Source organism: Cupriavidus ulmosensis (assembly GCF_977008105.1).
This window is the reverse complement of the sequence record NZ_CDRMWP010000002.1, coordinates 1,094,485-1,114,238: the sequence shown is the minus strand read 5'-3', so window position 1 is coordinate 1,114,238 and position 19,754 is coordinate 1,094,485. Positions and strand designations below refer to the sequence as shown.

Annotated in this window: 16 protein-coding genes and 1 pseudogene; 6 read left to right on the top strand and 11 right to left on the bottom strand. The window is 54.5% G+C overall.

Going from position 1 to position 19,754, the window contains the following annotated elements:
- Positions 1-953 precede the first annotated feature (953 nt).
- From ACWTPI_RS24680 to ACWTPI_RS24655, 6 genes are read left to right on the top strand one after another with little or no spacing between them, the layout of a single operon-like run.
- Positions 954-2,342: an undecaprenyl-phosphate glucose phosphotransferase gene (locus ACWTPI_RS24680; protein ID WP_454733021.1), complete on the top strand. Its 1,389-nt coding sequence runs from the start codon at positions 954-956 to the stop codon at positions 2,340-2,342.
- A complete protein-coding gene (locus ACWTPI_RS24675; RefSeq protein ID WP_059413954.1) occupies positions 2,332-2,805 on the top strand; it encodes a VanZ family protein in 474 nt (157 codons plus the stop codon). Before ACWTPI_RS24680 ends, ACWTPI_RS24675 begins: the two co-directional genes overlap by 11 nt.
- Positions 2,783-4,216 carry a UDP-glucose dehydrogenase family protein gene (locus tag ACWTPI_RS24670; RefSeq protein WP_454733020.1) on the top strand — a complete coding sequence of 478 codons (1,434 nt, stop codon included), beginning with the start codon at positions 2,783-2,785 and terminating at the stop codon, positions 4,214-4,216. The genes ACWTPI_RS24675 and ACWTPI_RS24670 overlap by 23 nt, the downstream gene beginning before the upstream one ends.
- Before the next feature lie 4 nt (positions 4,217-4,220).
- The gene (locus ACWTPI_RS24665) at positions 4,221-5,474 is read left to right on the top strand and encodes a WcaI family glycosyltransferase (protein ID WP_454733019.1); all 1,254 of its coding nucleotides are present in this window, start codon (positions 4,221-4,223) and stop codon (positions 5,472-5,474) included.
- 46 nt (positions 5,475-5,520) lie between these two features.
- Complete coding sequence (locus tag ACWTPI_RS24660) at positions 5,521-6,078, top strand: putative colanic acid biosynthesis acetyltransferase (RefSeq protein WP_454734013.1); 558 nt, start codon at positions 5,521-5,523, stop codon at positions 6,076-6,078.
- Positions 6,068-7,060: a glycosyltransferase family 2 protein gene (locus ACWTPI_RS24655; RefSeq protein WP_454733018.1), complete on the top strand. Its 993-nt coding sequence runs from the start codon at positions 6,068-6,070 to the stop codon at positions 7,058-7,060. The genes ACWTPI_RS24660 and ACWTPI_RS24655 overlap by 11 nt, the downstream gene beginning before the upstream one ends.
- A gap of 127 nt (positions 7,061-7,187) precedes the next feature.
- Here the strand turns inward: ACWTPI_RS24655 and ACWTPI_RS24650 are convergent.
- The 11 genes and pseudogenes from ACWTPI_RS24650 to ACWTPI_RS24600 all read right to left on the bottom strand — a co-directional run.
- Positions 7,188-7,783: pseudogene (locus ACWTPI_RS24650) on the bottom strand (IS5/IS1182 family transposase); the annotation flags it as partial.
- 91 nt (positions 7,784-7,874) lie between these two features.
- On the bottom strand, positions 7,875-9,026 hold the full coding sequence (locus ACWTPI_RS24645; protein WP_454733017.1) for a glycosyltransferase: 1,152 nt from the start codon (positions 9,024-9,026) through the stop codon (positions 7,875-7,877).
- A gap of 27 nt (positions 9,027-9,053) precedes the next feature.
- On the bottom strand, positions 9,054-10,199 hold the full coding sequence (locus ACWTPI_RS24640; protein ID WP_454733016.1) for a glycosyltransferase: 1,146 nt from the start codon (positions 10,197-10,199) through the stop codon (positions 9,054-9,056).
- A gap of 2 nt (positions 10,200-10,201) precedes the next feature.
- On the bottom strand, positions 10,202-11,515 hold the full coding sequence (locus ACWTPI_RS24635; RefSeq protein ID WP_454733015.1) for a hypothetical protein: 1,314 nt from the start codon (positions 11,513-11,515) through the stop codon (positions 10,202-10,204).
- Between the two features lie 10 nt (positions 11,516-11,525).
- Positions 11,526-11,720, bottom strand: a complete 195-nt coding sequence (locus ACWTPI_RS24630; RefSeq protein ID WP_454734012.1) for a DapH/DapD/GlmU-related protein — start codon at positions 11,718-11,720, stop codon at positions 11,526-11,528.
- A 442-nt stretch (positions 11,721-12,162) separates the two neighbouring features.
- Positions 12,163-13,416 (bottom strand): glycosyltransferase family 4 protein, encoded by a 1,254-nt coding sequence (locus tag ACWTPI_RS24625; RefSeq protein WP_454733014.1) that lies wholly within the window; start codon positions 13,414-13,416, stop codon positions 12,163-12,165.
- Between the two features lies 1 nt (position 13,417).
- Positions 13,418-14,653, bottom strand: a complete 1,236-nt coding sequence (locus tag ACWTPI_RS24620; protein WP_454733013.1) for a glycosyltransferase family 4 protein — start codon at positions 14,651-14,653, stop codon at positions 13,418-13,420.
- Positions 14,640-15,938, bottom strand: a complete 1,299-nt coding sequence (locus tag ACWTPI_RS24615) for a lipopolysaccharide biosynthesis protein (RefSeq protein ID WP_454734011.1) — start codon at positions 15,936-15,938, stop codon at positions 14,640-14,642. The genes ACWTPI_RS24620 and ACWTPI_RS24615 overlap by 14 nt, the downstream gene beginning before the upstream one ends.
- 68 nt (positions 15,939-16,006) lie before the next feature.
- Positions 16,007-16,972: a GDP-L-fucose synthase gene (fcl, locus tag ACWTPI_RS24610; protein ID WP_454733012.1), complete on the bottom strand. Its 966-nt coding sequence runs from the start codon at positions 16,970-16,972 to the stop codon at positions 16,007-16,009.
- Between the two features lie 5 nt (positions 16,973-16,977).
- On the bottom strand, positions 16,978-18,108 hold the full coding sequence (gene gmd / locus ACWTPI_RS24605; RefSeq protein ID WP_454733011.1) for a GDP-mannose 4,6-dehydratase: 1,131 nt from the start codon (positions 18,106-18,108) through the stop codon (positions 16,978-16,980).
- 31 nt (positions 18,109-18,139) lie between these two features.
- The gene (locus tag ACWTPI_RS24600; RefSeq protein ID WP_454733010.1) at positions 18,140-19,594 is read right to left on the bottom strand and encodes a mannose-1-phosphate guanylyltransferase/mannose-6-phosphate isomerase; all 1,455 of its coding nucleotides are present in this window, start codon (positions 19,592-19,594) and stop codon (positions 18,140-18,142) included.
- Between the last annotated feature and the right edge of the window lie 160 nt (positions 19,595-19,754).

The following is a 19,754-nucleotide window of genomic DNA, read 5'->3' as shown; positions in this document are numbered from 1 at the left end:
CTTCTTGAGCAGGGTAACAACCAGCGCGGACCTTGCGTGCATGCGCATGCGGGGAAAGGCAATCGCCTAAAAGGATGAGGCCGCCGACACCAGCGCGCGCAGGCGAATTTCGCTACAGTCACGCCCGCGCGCGAGCCCCTCCGGCAGCCCGCGCGGCAACGCCGCGGGCAAGATACTGCGCTGGCGCGAACGCGTCGGCCACGTCATGGACCTGGAGGTGACGCACGACAAACCTGACGGGTCCCTTTCACGACGCCATCGACCGCCACCTGCCCGGCGATATGCTCTTCACCGACTGCCGCCGCAGCGCAGCCTCGCGCGCATCTCCATCGATGCCATGCGGCACCACGTGCCGCAAAGACGCAAGATAAGCGTCGAGCCGCTTACGGGTGAAGCGGGTGAATGCGTGCCAGATCATCGTGCTGATGAATGCCGTGGCAGCCGCCACGGGCCACCATCGCCGGGGCGCCTGCGCGCAATGCCGGCATGCGCGGCGTAGCCCGCTCCCGCCGCGGCGCTCGACCGTGCGTCTCAAAAAATCGCGGCCGGCGCGCACACGCGCCACCGATCCCCACGCGTTCCCTTCTCATGCAGGGTACCGGTAGGTTTCGCTGCACCGCATTATCCGCACCAATGCAGAGACAGAAGCATGCCGCCGCGGCCAGCGCCGCCGGCCAGGCACGAAGCGTTGCAACTCCAATGGGCAGTCTGCAAAGGACGCCGCAGGTGGCTCAGGTCAGCCACCGCGCCACACCCGCCATGGAGTGACTGCCGCGGAAGCAGTCCAGCACGACTTTGCCTCTGTCTCGCCGCGGCCACGCCGCGGCACTGTGCATGGCACCGGCACGACCGGCTGCCACACAAGGTCAATTTCCAGCGGGGGGAAAAGCACGGCGCATGCGGGCGCCTGCTACGCGAACACTTCGGGGGGAATCATGGGAGTCTATCGCGACATGTTTGCCAGGCATCACGATCAGTTGGCACTGATGGTGCGCCTGTTCGATGTCGGTGCCATCTGGATCGCCGGCTACGTCGCCGCCGAACTTCGCTTCCCGGCCGATCCCGGGGCGGCGGCACCGATTCACCAGTTCATCCAGTACTTCGGCTGCGCGGTCGCGTTCATCGTGCTGCCCGGCTTCGACCTCTACGCCTCATGGCGCGGACGCAGCTTCGCCGCGCTGGCCACGCGCCTGGTTGCCGCGTGGACCCTGGTCTGGCTCATCAGCCTGCTGCTGTGCTACTTCATGCATCAGATCGATGCCCTGTCGCGCCTGTGGATGATCTACTGGTACGCGCTCTCGCTGGCCGGCCTGTTCCTCCTGCACCTCGCCACCCGCTCCATGCTCAGCATGGTGCGCGGTGCCGGCATCAACCACAAGCGCGTGCTGATCGTCGGCTACGGCCGCACCGGCCAGGAGATGTATCAGCGCGCCACCGCCAGCCACCGCACCGGCTACAAGGTCAGCGGCATCTACGCGCCCGAAAGCGAAACCACGCCCGAAGGCCGCCCGCGCATCAAGGACAGTGCGGAGATCGCCGAGTTCTCGCGCGCGCACGGCATCGACGAGATCTGGCTCACGCTGCCCCTCTCCGAATCCCGCCGCATGCAGGAGATCGCCTTCTCCCTGCGCAACGACTTCATCGACATCAAGTGGATGCCCAGCGTGCTGGACTTCGACCTGCTCAACCACAACGTCGGCAACTTCCTCGGCATGCCCGCGGTGGAAATGAACCGCCCGCCCTCGCTCGGCGTGCGCGGCGCCGTCAAGGCCGTGTTCGACCGCACCTTCGCCGCCCTCGTCCTGCTCGCGCTCTCGCCGCTGTTCGCCGTGATCGGCATCCTGATCAAGCGCGGCTCGCCCGGCCCCGTCTTCTTCAAGCAGGAACGCCTCGGCATGGACGGCCGCGTGATCCACGTCTACAAGTTCCGCAGCATGAAGATGCACGCCGAGCACGGCACCGTCACCCAGGCCACCAAGGGCGACAGCCGCATCACGCCCATCGGCGCGTTCCTGCGCCGCACCAGCCTGGACGAGCTGCCGCAGTTCATCAACGTGCTGCGCGGCGAGATGAGCGTGGTGGGACCGCGGCCGCATGCGATGGCCCACAACAACATCTACAAGGAACAGCTCGACTTCTACATGCTGCGGCACCGCGTGAAGCCCGGCATCACCGGATGGGCGCAGATCAACGGCTATCGCGGCGAGACCGACACGCTGGACAAGATGGCCAAGCGGGTCGAGCACGACATCTTCTACATCCGCAACTGGTCGTTCTGGATGGACCTGCGGATCATCTTCTGGACGGCGTTCAAGGGGTGGACTGGGCAGAATGCGTATTGAACCGTCGCGCCCGGGCAGCAACGCCGCGACGCTGTTCTCGCCCACGGGCAGGCTCTGGCTCGCGGCCGCCGCCGTGTTCTACCTGACCATGCTGGTGGTGGGCAACCTCCCCGGCAAGGCACAGGCGCTCAACCAGGAATTCGGCGACAAGGTCATGCACCTGAGCGCCTATGCCTGCCTGGGCGCCGCCATCTATCTGGCTTTCTCCCGGCACAAGGCCGTCATCACGCTGGCGGGCATTGCCGTGCTGGGCGGCCTCGATGAAGTCATCCAATCGTTCTTTCCGTACCGCTCGTCCGACCTGGCAGACCTGCTCACGGACCTGACGGCTGCCGTACTTGCCATCGCCGTGCTCTCGCTGGCTCATGCGCTGGCAAACGCCAGGGCACGCAAAGACACAAATAACCCAGATCGCTCTTCACCTCCCTCGACACGCGCTCATGAAAATCACCATCATCGGTAGTGGCTACGTAGGCCTGGTCACCGGCACCTGCCTGGCGGAACTCGGCAACGACGTCCTGTGCCTGGATCTCGACGCCACCAAGATCGAGATGCTCAACGCCGGCGAAGTGCCCATCTACGAACCCGGCCTGAAGGAGCTCATCGAACGCAACCATGCCGCCGGCCGCCTGCGCTTCACCAGCGACATCGAAGCCAGCGTCAGTTTCGGCGATATCCAGTTCATTGCCGTGGGCACCCCGCCGGACGAAGATGGCTCCGCCGACCTGCGCTATGTGCTGGCGGCCGCCCGCAATATCGGCCGCTACATGACCACCCCCAAGATCGTGGTCGACAAATCCACCGTGCCCGTGGGCACCGGCACCCAGGTCAGCGAATGCATTGCCGCCCAGTTGCAGGAGCGCGGGTTGCCCGCGCTGGACTTCGCCATCGTGTCCAACCCCGAATTCCTCAAGGAAGGCGCAGCAATCGAAGACTTCATGCGCCCGGACCGCATCGTCATCGGCACCGATGCCGGCCCCGCCGGCCAGAAGGCACGTGACGCCATGCGCGCGCTGTACGCCCCCTTCACCCGCAACCACGACCGCATCCTCAACATGGACATCGCGTCGGCCGAGTTCACCAAGTACGCTGCCAACGCCATGCTGGCCACCCGCATCTCGTTCATGAATGAACTGGCCAACCTCGCGGACGTGGTCGGTGCCGATATCGAACTGGTGCGCCAGGGTATCGGCTCCGACCCCCGCATCGGCTACAGCTTTCTCTACGCCGGCACCGGCTACGGCGGCTCCTGCTTCCCCAAGGACGTGCAGGCCCTCGAGCACACCGCCGCTGAGCACGGACAGACCCCGCGCATCCTGGCCGCGGTGGAAGCCGTCAACCACGACCAGAAACGCATCCTGGTGCAGAAGATCATCGGGCACTACGGCGAAGACCTCAGCGGCCTGACTTTCGCCCTCTGGGGCCTGGCCTTCAAGCCCAACACCGATGACATGCGCGCCGCGCCGAGCCGCGTGATCATCAAGGAACTGCTGGCGCGCGGCGCCAGCGTGCGGGCCTTTGACCCGGTGGCGATGGAAGAGGCCAGGCACGCGATCCATGCGGATCTGGCCAACGAAGGCACCGCGGCTGCCCGCATCCACTTCGCCGTCGATCAGGCCGCCGCCCTGCAGGGCGCCAATGCGTTGATCGTGGTGACGGAGTGGAAATCGTTCCGCTCGCCGGACTTTACCGCCATTGCCGCCGCGCTGCGCGAGCCGGTGATTTTTGACGGGCGGAATCTCTATGAGCCGGCGGAGCTCAGCCAGCTGGGATTTACGTACTACGGCATTGGACGGAAAGCAGCCTCTGCCCTGCTCGCTGCCAGGCGCCGACAGGACACTGCCACGGCGGCCAGCAACTATCGCCAGGCCTAGGCCCATGAAGATCCTGATGTACTGCCTCAACTATGCCCCCGAGCTGACGGGCATAGGCAAATACACCGCTGAGCAGGCCGAATGGCTCGTCGCGCAGGGTCATGAGGTACGTGTCATTACCGCGCCGCCGTACTATCCCGAGTGGAAAGTCTCCGAAGGCTACAAAGCCTGCTCCTACAAGCGGGAAATGCGCAACGGCGTCACCGTTCTGCGCGCCCCGTTGTGGGTACCGGCCAAGCCTTCGGGGCTCAAGCGCCTCCTCCACCTGGCCACGTTCGCCGTTAGCAGCATGCCTGTGCTGTTCGCGCAGGCGCGCTGGAAACCCGATGTCATCTTTGTCGTCGAGCCCCCCCTGTTCTGCTCCCCTGCAACCCTCCTTTTTGCCAAGCTGTTCGGGAGCAAGACATGGTTGCATATTCAGGACTTTGAAGTCGACGCCGCATTCGCGCTCGGCATACTAAAGAACGAACGAGCCAAGCGCATCGTTGAACGCATTGAGAACCGACTGCTGCGCTGGTTTGACAGAGTATCCACAATCTCTCAAGCCATGATGCGACTTGCGGAAGCAAAGGGCGTCGACCGTAGCCGGCTTGTTCATTTCCCCAACTGGGTAGACGTGGAGACCATCCACCCAGAAGTCAACGATCATGCGATTCGGGATGAACTGAACATTCCGGCCGACGCCGTGGTCGCGCTCTACTCCGGAAACATGGGCCACAAGCAGGGCCTGGAAATCCTTGGCAGGGCAGCCAACCTGCTGCAGGACTCGCAGAACATCCATTTCGTCTTTTGCGGGAATGGCCCCGGCAAAGCAGCGCTGGAAGAAACTTGCGCGCGGCTGAATCGCGCGCATTTTCTCCCTCTGCAGTCCATCGAGCGCCTGCCATCACTCCTGGCAAGCGCAGATATTCATCTCCTGCCTCAACGCGCAGATGCAGCCGATCTCGTCATGCCATCCAAGCTGACGGGAATGCTTGCGAGTGGGCGCCCCATTGTCGCCACGGCAGCCGATGGCACCGAGGTGGCCGACGTAGTCAGCGGTCGTGGCATCACGGTCAGCCCGGGAGATGCCTCGGCGGTAGCCGACGCCGTGTTTTCCCTGGCCGGCAACGAAGCCCTCCGGACAGCGCTTGGCACAGCCGCGCGCCAGTATGCGGAGACAACTCTGGCCCTGGACAGTCTGCTGACGCGTTTTACGACTCACGTCACAGACGTCCTTCGCGAGAATCCTGCCGGCGAACGCCCCCGCAGCGCATAAACAGCCAAAGGACAACATGCACGCACAGGCTCCAAGTCCCCCGACGATGATCATCGAGGGAAACGACCCGACAGTCGAGCCCTCCTTCACCCTGCGGAACAGAATCGCCCGGCAATTGTGGAACTGGGTATGGCTCTTTCTGTTCCGCCCAAGCCCTCGTCCCTTGCACATCTGGCGTGCCTTCCTGCTCCGCTTGTTCGGCGCACGGCTGGGCGCTCACGTGCACGTCTATCCGGCCGTCAAGATCTGGGCCCCCTGGAATCTGGAGATCGGCAGCAACGTCGGCATTGCGGACGGGGTGACGCTCTACAACATGAATCAGCTGACGATTGGCGACTACAGCGTGATATCGCAAGGTGTCCATCTCTGTGGCGGCTCACACGACTACAACTCCCCGAATTTTCAGCTCATCGCAGAACCCATCACGGTGGGCTGCCGGGTCTGGATCTGCGCTGAAGCGTTCATTTCACATGGCGTGACCCTACCCGAAGGCGCCGTCATTGCGGCACGGTCCGTTGTCAGCAAGAGCCTGGAATTTCCCTGGACGGTCTATGCCGGCGTACCGGCAAAACCCATCGGCAAGAGAACTCAGCATGAAAAATGAAAGCCCCGGTATCTCTATCCTCATCCTGACCAAGAACGAGGAACAGGACCTTCCCGGCTGCCTGGAAAGCGTGGCCTGGTCGGACGATATTCACGTATATGATTCCGGAAGCTCAGATAATACCGTTAACATTGCACGAAATTTTGGCGCGACCGTAACCTCTCGCACATATAATGCCTCTCTAGGGGCATTTGGCGGAGACGAGGCCACACACCGCAACTGGGCACTTCGCAACCTATCTTTCAAGAATTCCTGGGTTCTCGTAGTTGATGCTGATGAGCGCGTCACACCCGAATTAGAAAATAATGCCAAAGAAGCCATACAGGCCGCTGGAGACATTGTCGTATTTCGCATACAGCGACGCGACTTTCTGCTCGGCACCTGGCTACGCCACGTGCAGGCATCGCCGTACTATTTGCGATTGCTCCGCCCGGAGCGCGTCCGATACGAACGTCTCGTTAATCCCGTATTGATTCCCGATGGATTAATTGGCCAACTGTCCGGTTATCTAGACCATTTCCCCTTCAGCAAAGGACTGGATCACTGGATCGCCAAACATAATAGCTACAGTAGGCTTGAAGCAATACAAATCACGAAAAATAAGAGCACGAATTCAAGCCAGATTCAAGCACCCAGCATTAGGAAGGCTCTGTTCAGCAGAGATTTCCACCAAAGGCGCTATCATCAAAAAGAAATATTCTATCGCCTCCCTTTTCGCCCGTTCGCTAAATTCATCGCTCTATATTTAATAAAACGCGGCTTCCTCGATGGGAGAGCAGGCTTCATCTACGCCACACTTCAGTCTATTTATGAGTATTTCATCATAATAAAAACAAAAGAACTCTCACTTAGCACACTAAAAACACCCTATTCAATACCCGACACAGACAACTTTCTTTCTGGCAATCTCACCAACAAAATATCCAGACCCAACAGAGAAATATCGGCTCAGATCAAGAAAGCTACCGAACACGCATCATAAAACGATACGAGAAGTACTTCAGCCCACCGGAATACCGCCTTCGAGATGTCGACCCTCCAGGAATACCACCAGAGTACCAACTTAGATTGGGCACTTGTCGCCTATCGATTTTTATACCGACCAACAAAAAACGTACCCTAAACCTGAAACAGATGAGGGTGCAAGCAAGGGCAAGTGAGGCCCGATGAGTATTGATGCGGCACCGGCAACGAGACGAGCAAGCCAGGCGTGAGTCCATTCGACAACCCTGTACAGCTTCCGAGAGTCGCTGTCGCTTATGATTCTCTGCGCTACGACGCGCCATGTGTGATTCTGAGCCACGCTTGCGCAGATGCCTACGGCAGCGTGCGAAGTCGTTTCCCTTGTCAGCAGGCATTTTCTCGGGGCGAAAACGTGGCCAGCCAGACAACCTCGGCATAGAGAGACACAGCAACCAAAACCTCGAAGACAATCGAGTCTTGGCGATTGACACCGGTCACAACGCCACGCCGATCTACAACGAAGCGGCACTTGCTACCAAGCTTGGCCGCGAGCCGAGGGACTCGAATCAGTGTAGCCAACTCCAATCTCAGGCGCACTCAGAACAAATCGCCCCCCCCTTGGGAGTCTTCCCACGGATTACAGGCCTGTAGGACGAACAAGATGCCATTAGGCGCGACCCGGTCATCCACTCTTGGCACCTACTTTTCGACAATGGCACGGAAGCCAGCATAGAGGCTCCAGTGCCTTCCATTGGCCGCTATCGACAGCTTACACGCCATACCATCGCTAACGCATGTCTAGCGCCGTTCAATGACATGTTCTTTCAGCCACCTTAAGAATGAATCTCCACTATTCGTAGCAAATCGTCTGCCATGGCCTTAATAGTAAACCGTTCGGAATGAACCCGGACCGCGTTTCGGCGCATTTTCGATTGCTCTACCTTGTCAAGGTTAAGCCATTGGGTAAGTATTTCCTTAGTCCCATCTACCGTATCTTCACCCACCAATCCTGCATGAGCGGCTTCGATCTCTCGCCAAATATTAACCTTATTTGATATCAATACAGGACATCCACACGCTAACGCCTCCGTCACAGCGATCCCGAAATTTTCTTGGTGCGACGGCAGAACAAAAACATCCGCTGCGCAGAATGCTGCCCATTTTTGCCGCCCCTTTAGCATTCCCGCCCATGTGACTCTCCCGTCTATACCAGCCCTAGCGACTAAGCGCTTCATCGATTCACCATAGGCACAATCATCTGGGCCAGCAATAACTAGATGGAGATCGCTATTCGAATCACAGATCTGAGAAAATGCGTTTATCAATAGATCGCACCCCTTCTTCTCATGAATCCTCCCCAAGAATAGGACAACACGCTTTTCCCGGAGGTCCATAAACTCGTCATAAAACAATTCCTTTAATGTCCCCATCTCCTCATCTGGTGTTGCACTGCCATAAGCCCCAACAGTCTCATTGCACTTATATGGCCAGAACGAGCGACGAGCCGCGATTTTTTCCTCATCACTTGTAAAAATAACAGCTCGAGCGTCACGAATAACTTTTCGCTCAGCAAGCAACCAATATAACAACTTCCCCAAAAACTTAATCTTATATTTTCGCCTAAACCAGGGATCCAACATTCCATGCGGGAAAACAAAATATGGAATATTCTTTTCCCGAAGAACCCTCCAAGCGCCAAAGCTATTAAATCTCCAAACTCCATTAATCACGACAGCATCATAAAGCACACAGTTCTCTCGCAACCATGATATGAATCTGGCACTAAATCCATATTTTCCACTCCCTCCACCAAGAGGGAAAATACGCACGGGAAATCCTTCTAAGAACTCGCTGCCCGGATCATCCAAACTAGCGATATCAACAACATGGTCTCGGCGTGCGAGGAAGAGACCTCTCTGAACAATACCATTAATCGGCCCGCCTAACCTGGGGTCAGCCGAGTGAATAAGATGCAAAATTCTCATTGCGCCAGTCCCAACAATAGCATTCAATCAGATCAACTCACGCACGGAATCGACAAAGCATGTTTCCCCATAGGTTTCCACAACTCTGTCGGCAGCACTTTTGATCTCCTCTCCCTTCTTTTGATACCATAGTTGTGCTTTTCGTATCTTCTGCACCCCATCCTCGATAGAACCGTCGAAGAAAAGAACAGTATTTAATAGTTCGGTAAATCCCTCCTGAGGAAGAGCACTGGATACAAGCACACGCCCCGAAGCAATTGCCTCCACAACCTTAAAAGGGAATACGCCATTTGCCAAATGATTTATATCCTTGTGAGGATTCAGCAAAATGTCACATCTTGATATTTGCTGATATAGCTCATCATCTGAAATTCGGCCCAAGTACTTTAGTCGCTTCGGATTATTTTTTGAAAAATCGGCCATCGCGCCTTCTAAGGGTCCAGCCCCGGAAACTACGAATTGAAACGAGTCACCGAGCTCTTTCGCAAAAGATATAACTTTATCAGCACCTTTTTCTGCTACCAAGCGACCAAAATAGCCCACAGTAATTTGGCTGGGATCGGAGAAAGGTTGTCGCTTTGCACACGTATCCAGTAGCGTTTGTGGAACTATGCCTGGTAGCAAACGAACATCAACGCCCTCCATGCTGGCCTTGCTTGCTACCGTTGCGTTGACGGCATACACGCGTGTATACGCAGATTTAATTCGACTCCAAAAAATCCAATCCAGATATGGTTTTGGATTCCATCCACGTCTTCGTGCAAAATGCCAATCTTCGAATTCGAGAACAAGAGGGCAGCTCGTCAGCCTCTTAATTTTGTGAGCGAATATTGACTCGAATGCATAGCCATTATATAGCCACACCAGACTGGGGGATCCAATCTCCATAACTCGGCTCACGACTTTTCCTACCTGCACCAAGTTTATTAGTTTCCCCAACTGTCTATTCCTATAAATTGGAGGGATGATCTCTGATATCACCACACCCGCAACAGTTGTCTCCCGTACAACAAGCCCCTCCACCTCGTCTGTATTATGCGCAGTATTAACAAGGACCACTCGAGATGTCAATTCCGCAAGTTGCGTTATTATAATCTCAATTTTTCTCGAAGCACCCAAGTTGGGAAAGCTAGCACGACCAATCGGTGCATAAGGAGCTACGATTACAATCATGGCTATAGTTTCCCTTTTTGAAACGGTGCTAACGGGTAATTAAATGGCGATGATGCCACCCATGAATTATCTATCTTCAATAGTTGCGCGATTTGATCATCGGTCATCCTGCCGATAGCAGGATTCCTACAAATACCGACGCAGATCCAAAACAGCACGTAATCCCCATTACAACTCGGCAACCCGAATATAAACATCTCCATCAGCTTGATACCCACCACACACCCAGCAGCAAAGACAAGCGAATTATTTCTTTTCCCAATAATTCTGCCCAGGGCCTGCAAGCTAACAACAAGAAACAGAATTAGTAGAAGCAACCCACCTTTCAGAATGATTTGCAGATAACCAATTTCAATATTTCTCCTCAGATTCGTTACCCCTCGCCCTCCCCGCTCTTCTGCGGTTAATACGATCTTGCTTGTGTAAGCACCCAGTACGCCACGCCCTAGAATCTTCTCCTCGGGGCTGAGATCATCCAAGAATTCATCAACCAAGCCGTCACGAGAATTATTTAATCCCTTCTCCGCTACTCTGTTTATCGCAGCGGATACCGCGCCATCACCATACTCATCGTACTGAGAGAGCAACAGCATTGAACAAGACAACATCCCTACAACCAGAAATGCCGCCAATATTCTCTTCCTTCCGAACTTTAGCGACCCTTTGTTGAAAATCACCGAAAATATAAAAACAAGGGTAAAAGCCAGAGCAATGCCAAGCAGATAGCGCTTCCCCATGGAGGCCGCATTAAAGATGAAAGCAACAAGCCCAGCAGCCGTCATTCCCAATAAGTACCTTGGAATAACCCGCCATAACAGCATCACGAAACCGACAGGAAATAGGAAATTTCGATTTACGAATTCAGTGGAAAAATCATCCGCACTTCGCGTGATATAAAAATATACTACCAAAGCAATCCCGACCAGATAGATCCTCGGAAGCAACCGGACGACGCGCCCTGCAGCAGGAACACTACTGCCGACAAATACCCAAAATGGAGAAATCAGCGCCAGTCCATTAGTTCCGATAAACAAAATATCCGTCAAAGTCTTCATCTCCGGCCGAATGGCTCTGGCTATCGCCATGAGGCTCACAAACATAAATGCCCAGAAAATCAAGCGAAATGTCGCTGAAAATTTGGTTCGCTCCCTATTTGACCGAATAATCCACCAAAAAAGGAATATGAATGCGATTACAAAAGACAGCGCAGTCCCCGCTTTAAGGATGATCGAGTCATTCTCTATCGCATAATCGCTTAGACTAGCGCCAAGGCAAATCAATAGAATTGAAACCTCTATCAGTCGGTAGATTTTCATACTCAAATCGTTAGGAGAGTTTGCGAATGATCTTTGCAGGGCTCCCCCCGGCTAATACATGGTCTGGCAACGAAGTCGCAACGACGCTATTTGCTGCAACGACCACTCCCTTCCCGATATGTACGCCCTTAAGGACAATGACATTCATCCCCAGCCAAACATCATCGTCGATCTTCACGGGTGAGGACTTAGTACCATCCGTCATACCAATTTGAAGGCCAAAATAAGTCGGATTTCGCTGCCGATAGTCTAGTGGGTGAGAGTCGGTATCAGATATCGTCGTGTTCGCCCCGCATAGAACACGATTTCCAATCTCGACTCGAGTTTTCGCGGATACGACTGTTCCACTCATGCCGCAATCTTCGCCGATCTGGATCACAGCACCTCGATCTAGAGCAGCTAGCATGCACGGTCGATTGATTCCGTGCAGATTTGCAGAAAATCGAGATAGAAATCGGCATCGTGAGCCAATACGAATCCTCGCTGCAGGAGGGCGCCGAAACCTTGGAAGTCCACAGAATGAGCCCCCAGCCCCAAGATCCACACCCCACCAATACGAATAGATTCTGACCAATATACCGGTAAGTACTTCCTCAACACGCTGAAGCGCACATCTGAGATTGTGAGGTAACGCATCAACATGAATACTAGACATCGGTTTCTCCAGAGATAGTCGCTCTATAGGCGGTCATCAGAGACTCAACAATGGATTCCCTATTATGTCGTCGTTGCGCTATTTCCCGAGCATTAGCCGACAAGGTTTGAGCTAGATCCGGATTCTGCAGAACAGACTTAATTTTCCACGCGAGGATCTCTGGATCCCCCGGCGGGACAAGTAAGCCCGAACGCCGATCATCTACCATGTCGAGGACACCGCCGACGGCAGTCGCAATGCATGGGACACCCATCACCTGTGCCTCGGCTAGGCTATTCGGACTATTATCGCAATAGGAAGCGGTAACATATAGATTAGTTCGGAGAAGTATCCCTGCCATTTGCTCTTCATCGAGATATCCCAGGATCTCAAGATTATTCGAGAGCCCCAGATCCTTTATTCTACCAAGCAAATATTTACCGTACCCTGATTTATCATTGATACGTCCAGCCAAACGGAGTTTTACCTGAGGGAAATCGCGTTTCACTATGGCAATCGCCTCCAATAATATATCCGCTCCCTTTATTGGCCCGGAGACATTTGTGAAAATAACGGTAAAAGGATCGCAATTCTCAATTTCCCATGCTCTCTCATAGAAACTGCCACGCAGCACCTCACCCACATGAAAATACCGCGCTCTTGGTTGATTCGCCTCAACAAAGGCGCGATCCCATGCAGTCCGGCCCATAAAATATCTACAACTCCCGACTATGGCGCGCTCCCGCCGTCCCCGCCTACCATACGCACCGGCTTGATTGATTACACCGAGCCCTCGTACTGCTTCCAGCAAGGTTGTCGCTCTTACCTGATCTCTCCAATGCAGGCTGTCACCAGTTTTTTTTGACAAAGGTCCTAATAATCCTTGCAGGGAGACTATTGTCGGTCTTCGATAGTCCTTATCGCGACTTATCATTCCGTATGGAAGTTCCGTTCCATGAATATGCACGATATCAGGCGCAACGTCGTCCACCACCTGGCGAATCTTACCAATCACTGCAGTCGACTCAGTCCAGTACTGAAATCGTCTTGCTTGTCCAATAAGTCGATAGGAGACTCCATTCTCCGAAAACGTTGTATCTGGCATCCCTGGCGATATCGCTGCAACGGTGATATCCAGATCACTGCGATGAGTCAAGCTCTCAAGTAGAGACCACATCCATGGCCCAGTCGCCCGGTTTGGCAACTTGAAATTTCGGAACGCTGCAGGCATCACGCTATTAGTGAACCAAAGAACTTTCTTTCTCATTTCAATGCTCCGAGATAGCGTTGATCAATCGCTCGGAATAACTAGAAACGGATAGCCTATCCCTGCCTTCAATAGCGTTGAGCGACATTCTTGTTATTTCCAGATGATTCGAAGCCAGTTCCAGAATGGCATTGACAAGCCCTTCAGTATCTCCAGGCTCCACAATTAGTCCATCATGCCCGTGGCGGACCAGCGATCCCGCATTCGGTGTTGTGATAACAGGAATTCCACATGCGAGAGCTTCGTAAATGACAGTGGCAGATCCTTCCATCAATGTCGGAAGGACAAAAATATCTGCCCATTCGAAATGCTCTACAATTTCCGATCGCGCAACCTTTCCCAGAAGCCGCACATTGCTCTCTGCGCCAGCGAGACGGGAAATTTGCTCCTCAGCATGACCAATAATTCTCAACTCTATGCAACTACCTACCCTCCGTGCGGCATCTAGCAGCTCAAAAATCCCCTTTCTTACGGTAGCTGCCCCAACGAAAAGAAGATTAAGATGTGGATTTTTCGGCTTTCGTACTCGACAAGGAAATGCATCCGTGTCGACTCCGTACGGCACCACCACAATCTTTCCAGGAGGTACCCCAAGCGTAACCATTGAATCACGGACGAATTCGCTCGGAGTAATAATGAGATCCGCCAGTCTCCATTCAGCCTCTTCTCGAGCTGCTGCTCGCTCCACGTCCCATGCTCCGAAACTAGTATGCCCTCTACTTCGTATAAACTTTCTTGAGAGAAGTTCGTACTGTGTACGTTGCGGGACGATGCATTGCTCAAGCAGACATCGAATCCCAATTTCACGGCAATTCTGAAAGATCTCAAGTGCATCGCCGTTGATGCAATAGATCGCGCTACCCAATCCAGCGTTCAGATCACGGATAACACGCCGGTTGAACTTCGCTGCCGCTTCACTCTGCAATGAAATACGCTTGTTAGGATCCTCAACACGCTTCACTTTCAGACGAAACAGCAGATCATCCAACGGATACGACTTAACTATCGAATTTGGCAGATTAGCATTTCTGCCGCTCAATCGTCTCAGCCATGTGGGAATTATTCTCGGAGATATACCTTGGATCATATCTCTGGCAATCCCATCGTAAAAATATGTGTCAGTGAAAAATTGAGAAAGCAGGCCTCGCTCGCTCAGCTGACGTGGGATTGCATAATGCATTCGGGACCCACGAATAGCCACGTACACACCGGATCCATGTTTTTTATCGGATTCCATTTCTTTTCACAAAAGAATATGCTTTATCACGCACGGCGCCCATGAGATCGCGACAATCCGAGACTTCTGGAATTATTTCACCGAATTTAACACCATATTTTTTAAAAATAATTGCCAATAAAAAAGCGGCATAAATTGCCTGCGAAAGGGAATAGGATATCGCCATCCCTGTCACCCCGAATTCGCCACGAGCCAGTAATACACCGACTCCACACAGTGCGCATAAGGCAACCAGTCGCCCCCAAATACCGGCAAGCGCCACACCTTGACCACGGAGTACCTGCTCAGCGATTTGTCCCTGCCCTGAAAATGCGACGCCAAACACAAGAACACATGCCGGCATTACGGCTCCCTTGAAATCCTTCCCAAATAAGGCGGGCAAGACAAATGGCATTAAAATTATCAAAAATAAGCCTACTACACCCCAGGCGATTAAACTTTGCCTGAATAGCTTTGCTATTCTCCCAAAATCGCTTGCCTCATGCTGAGACGCCGAAACGGAGAATGCGACGATGCCAATAGCTGAGCTTATTCCCGCAGCAATTCCACTAGCGGATCCGGCAACACTGTATATGCCAAGATTAAGTGGACCGAGAAGCCAGAGCACAAGCGCTTTATCCAGGTACTGAGTCATCGGAACGATGATATCGGCGATTCCGAAACTACTGCCGGCCCGCAGTATATTAATTGCTGAGTAAGAATTTGATCTTATTCTTAAAGCGCTATGGTCACGAACTATCATATAGACCAACAGAAGGACATTAGAAACCAATAGCGCGATACAATATTCCGATGCATCTCTCGCCCCACTCACATAGAGCGCAGCGACCAAACCGAAATAGATCGGATATAACATGACTCTGCGCAGATTGAATTCCCCAAGATTTCCTGCCCCCTGGTCTACCGACATCATCGCCAATATCACGTGATTTATTGGGATAAATAAGGTGTACAGTCGAGCCGTCCCAACCAGATGGGCGCCCCCACCTTCCAATAGTACCCCGATTAGAATATTGCATAACAATGCCGTCAATCCACCCGTGACACAACCGACTATTAATGCTATCCGCTTTAGATCAGCGACGTCTCCCTTGTTCTTTGCAGCGATTCTTGCTAGTGCAACGCCACCTCCCAGGCCTCCTATCGCTGCAAAAAAATTCGCCCATAAAATAATAGCCGCGAATTCGCCGCGCCCCGCCGGGCCCAGTATTTTTGCTATAGCAACCCCTTGCAACAGAGTAAATATCTGTATGCACAGCGTGGCGGAGAGAGTTTTTGCCAGCACAATTACCAAACCATTAGTTAGTGTTCTCTGTGAAAATTGCCAACCCTAATCTTATAAATCAAATTAACCTAACGAATTTCTGCTTCGAACTGGCAATATGATTTGTATGTTTCGATTAGCCCTTCTTTCAAATCTTTCTTGGCTCGCCAGCCTAGCGCGTTAATTTTTGAAACATCGAGCAGTTTCTGCGGTGTACCATCGGGCTTAGACAAGTCAAATTCGATGGCACCACGGTATCCAACTACAGCACCAATTAGCTCGGCCAGTTCTCTAATACTCAGATCAGTTCCCGTTCCCACATTCAGATGAGAATTCATCGTGACTGTGTGAGACTCGTATTCTGATCTGTCAACATTCATGATCAAGATGCTTGCCTCCGCCAGATCATCAACATGAAGAAACTCTCTCCGAGGCATCCCGCTCCCCCAGACGGAAATACTGTTCAGTTTTTTTTCTTTGGCTTCATGAAACCTACGCAACAACGCAGGAATGACATGACTATTCTGAGGATGATAGTTATCTCCGGGACCATAGAGATTTGTCGGCATCAGACTCCTGTAATCAACCCCATGCTGTCTGTTATAGCTCTCGCATAGTTTTATCCCCGCGATCTTTGCTATAGCATAAGGCTCATTAGTCTCCTCAAGTCCCCCACTGAGCAGCGCGGTTTCTGCCATAGGTTGCCGCGCTAATTTTGGATAAATACAGCTACTGCCCAGAAATAGTAATTTTTGTACTCCAGCCCTCCAAGCCTCATGAATGACGTTTGCCTCAATCATCAGATTTTGGTGAATAAACTCGGCAGGATACCTGTTATTGGCGTAGATCCCGCCAACCTTCGCGGCGGCCAGATAAACTTGGTCAATCCGCTCTTTAGAGAAGAAATCGCGGACGGCTTGTTGCTCGGTGAGATCTAGCTCCGCATGACTGCGGACGACAATCTCCGCCTCCGGGGTTCTCTGTAGACAGCGAACGATGGCACTCCCAACCATCCCTCGATGACCTGCTACATATATTCTTGATTTCTTATTCATTTCATTTACTCCACGCTGACAGCGACGTCGAATCCATGCTGCTTCAACAGCGCATGGCGGCGTGCTTGATCCAAATCACCGGCAACCATTTCTGCGATCATTTCGTCGAGCGTAATCTCCGGCTCCCAACCAAGTTTGGCCTTGGCTTTCGCGGGGTCGCCGAGAAGTGTCTCTACTTCAGCTGGGCGGAAGTAGCGAGGATCGACCTTGACAATCACATCACCAACGGCCAGGGCCGGTGCCGTGTCACCACTGATCGCTTCCACCAGTGCCACCTCGTCAACACCCTCACTCTCAAAACGCAGCGTGATGCCCAGTTGCTTGGCGCTTCGACTGATGAACTCTCGGACGCTCACCTGCTTGCCCGTTGCAATAACGAAGTCGTCCGGTTGCTCCTGCTGCAACATCAACCACTGCATGCGCACATAGTCGTGCGCATGCCCCCAGTCCCGGAGCGAATCCATGTTGCCCATGTACAGGCAGTTCTCCAGCCCCTGCGCGATATTGGCCAGACCTCGCGTAACCTTGCGCGTCACGAACGTTTCTCCGCGACGCGGGCTTTCGTGGTTGAACAGAATGCCGTTGCAGGCATACATGCCATAGGACTCCCGGTAGTTCACGGTAATCCAGTAGGCATAGAGTTTTGCCGCCGCATAGGGGCTGCGCGGATAGAACGGTGTGGTTTCCTTCTGCGGAATTTCCTGCACCAGGCCGTAGAGTTCCGAGGTGGATGCCTGGTAGAAGCGCGTTTTCTTCTCCAGGCCGAGGATGCGAATCGCCTCCAGCAAGCGCAGCGTGCCAAGTGCATCCACGTCCGCCGTGTATTCCGGCGACTCGAAACTCACGGCCACATGGCTTTGCGCGCCGAGGTTGTAGATCTCGTCCGGCTGCGTCTGCTGAACGATGCGGATGAGGTTCGTGCTGTCGCTCAGGTCGCCATAGTGCAACACGAAGTTCCGGTGGCTGACATGGGGATCCTGATAGATGTGGTCCACGCGGGAAGTATTGAATGAACTGGCCCGGCGCTTGATGCCGTGCACGATGTAGCCCTTCGCCAGCAGGAATTCAGCCAGGTAAGACCCGTCCTGTCCCGTAATGCCGGTGATGAGTGCAGTCTTTTGATTTGTCTTGGTCATGGTAGGCGCTCAGTTCTGAATTTCGGGTCTGTCAGGCGAGTTCGGTCTTGGATCCAGAAGCCGGCGCGCGGCCGTACACATCGTCAAAGCGAACGATGTCGTCCTCCCCCAGATAACTTCCGCTCTGCACTTCAATCAGTTCCAGCGGGACGCTGCCCGGGTTTTCCAGTCGGTGGATCGTACCCAGCGGGATATAGCTGGACTGGTTCTCGCTGAGCAGGAAGGTGTTGTCTCCGCAGGTCACGCGTGCGGTGCCCTTGACGACGATCCAGTGCTCGGCACGGTGGTAGTGCATCTGCATGGAAAGTTTGGCGCCCGGCTTGACCGTGATGCGCTTGACCTGATAGCGCTGGCCTTCGTCAACCGAGTCGTAGTTGCCCCACGGGCGAAACACTTTCCGGTGATCCGCGGCTTCGCTGCGCCCCTGCTTGCGCACCATGTCCACAATGGCCTTGACGTCCTGGCATTGGTCCTTGTGCACCACCAGCACGGCATCAGGCGTTTCCACCACCATCACGTCTTCGACGCCGGCGACAGCGACAAGTCGGTGCGATGCGTGGACCAGGCAATCCCTGGCGTTGTGCATCAGCACGTCACCCGTCGTGACGTTGCCTCCCGCCTGCTTCGTACCGTGTTCCCAGACTGCATCCCATGCGCCAACATCGCTCCAGGCAGTGGCAAACGGCACCACTTGCGCGCGTGTGGTGTGCTCCATGACGGCATAGTCGATGGAATTGCTCGGGCAGCGCGCGAATGCAGCCTCGTCCAGCCGGAAGAAATCGAGGTCCGTCTTTCCGAGACTGACGGCCTCCTGCACCGCGCGCAGGATTTCCGGCGAGAAGATCTCCATCTCCGCCAGGAATGCCGAGGCGCGGAACAGGAAGATGCCGCTGTTCCAGAAGTAATCCCCCTCAGCCAGGAACTGGTTGGCGCGCGCCAGCGATGGCTTCTCCTCGAAGCGCGCCACAGCGAAGCTCGATGCCGTGCAGGGCACGCCGGCCTTGATGTAGCCGTAGCCGGTCGCTGGTGCGTTGGGGTTGATGCCGAAGGTCACAAGTGCCCCGTCCTGCGCGGCGGGAACCCCCTGTTTCACGATGTCGGCAAACGCAGATGTATCCTGGATCAGGTGATCCGACGGCAGCACCAGCATCAACGGATCGTGCCCTGCTGCCAGCGCGCGCAGGGCAGCCGCGGCAGCCGCCGGGGCCGTATTCCGTGCATGTGGCTCGAGCATGAATACCCCGTCGTCGATACCGATCTCCTGGGCTTGCTCGGCCACCATGAACCGATGCGCGTGGCTCGTCACGAGCAGCGGTGCGCCGATACCCGCAATCTCACGCACCCGCAGCAATGTGTCTTGCAGCAGCGAGCGATCACCCAGGAGCTTGAGAAATTGCTTCGGATAGCCTTCGCGCGACAGCGGCCAAAGGCGTGTTCCGGATCCGCCGCAAAGGACGACGGGAATAATGACGGCTGGCTCTTGCATCCGACCTCTCCTTGTGCCAATTCAAACGTCAGCCCTCTCCACACCGAAGACCGGCGTGAGACGGCACGCCGCCGGATGGCAGCGACTTACCCCTGCAATTGGAGAAATCCCCCCGGATCAGGATTGGTGCTGATGCACCAATCGATCACCGGGCGGTCGG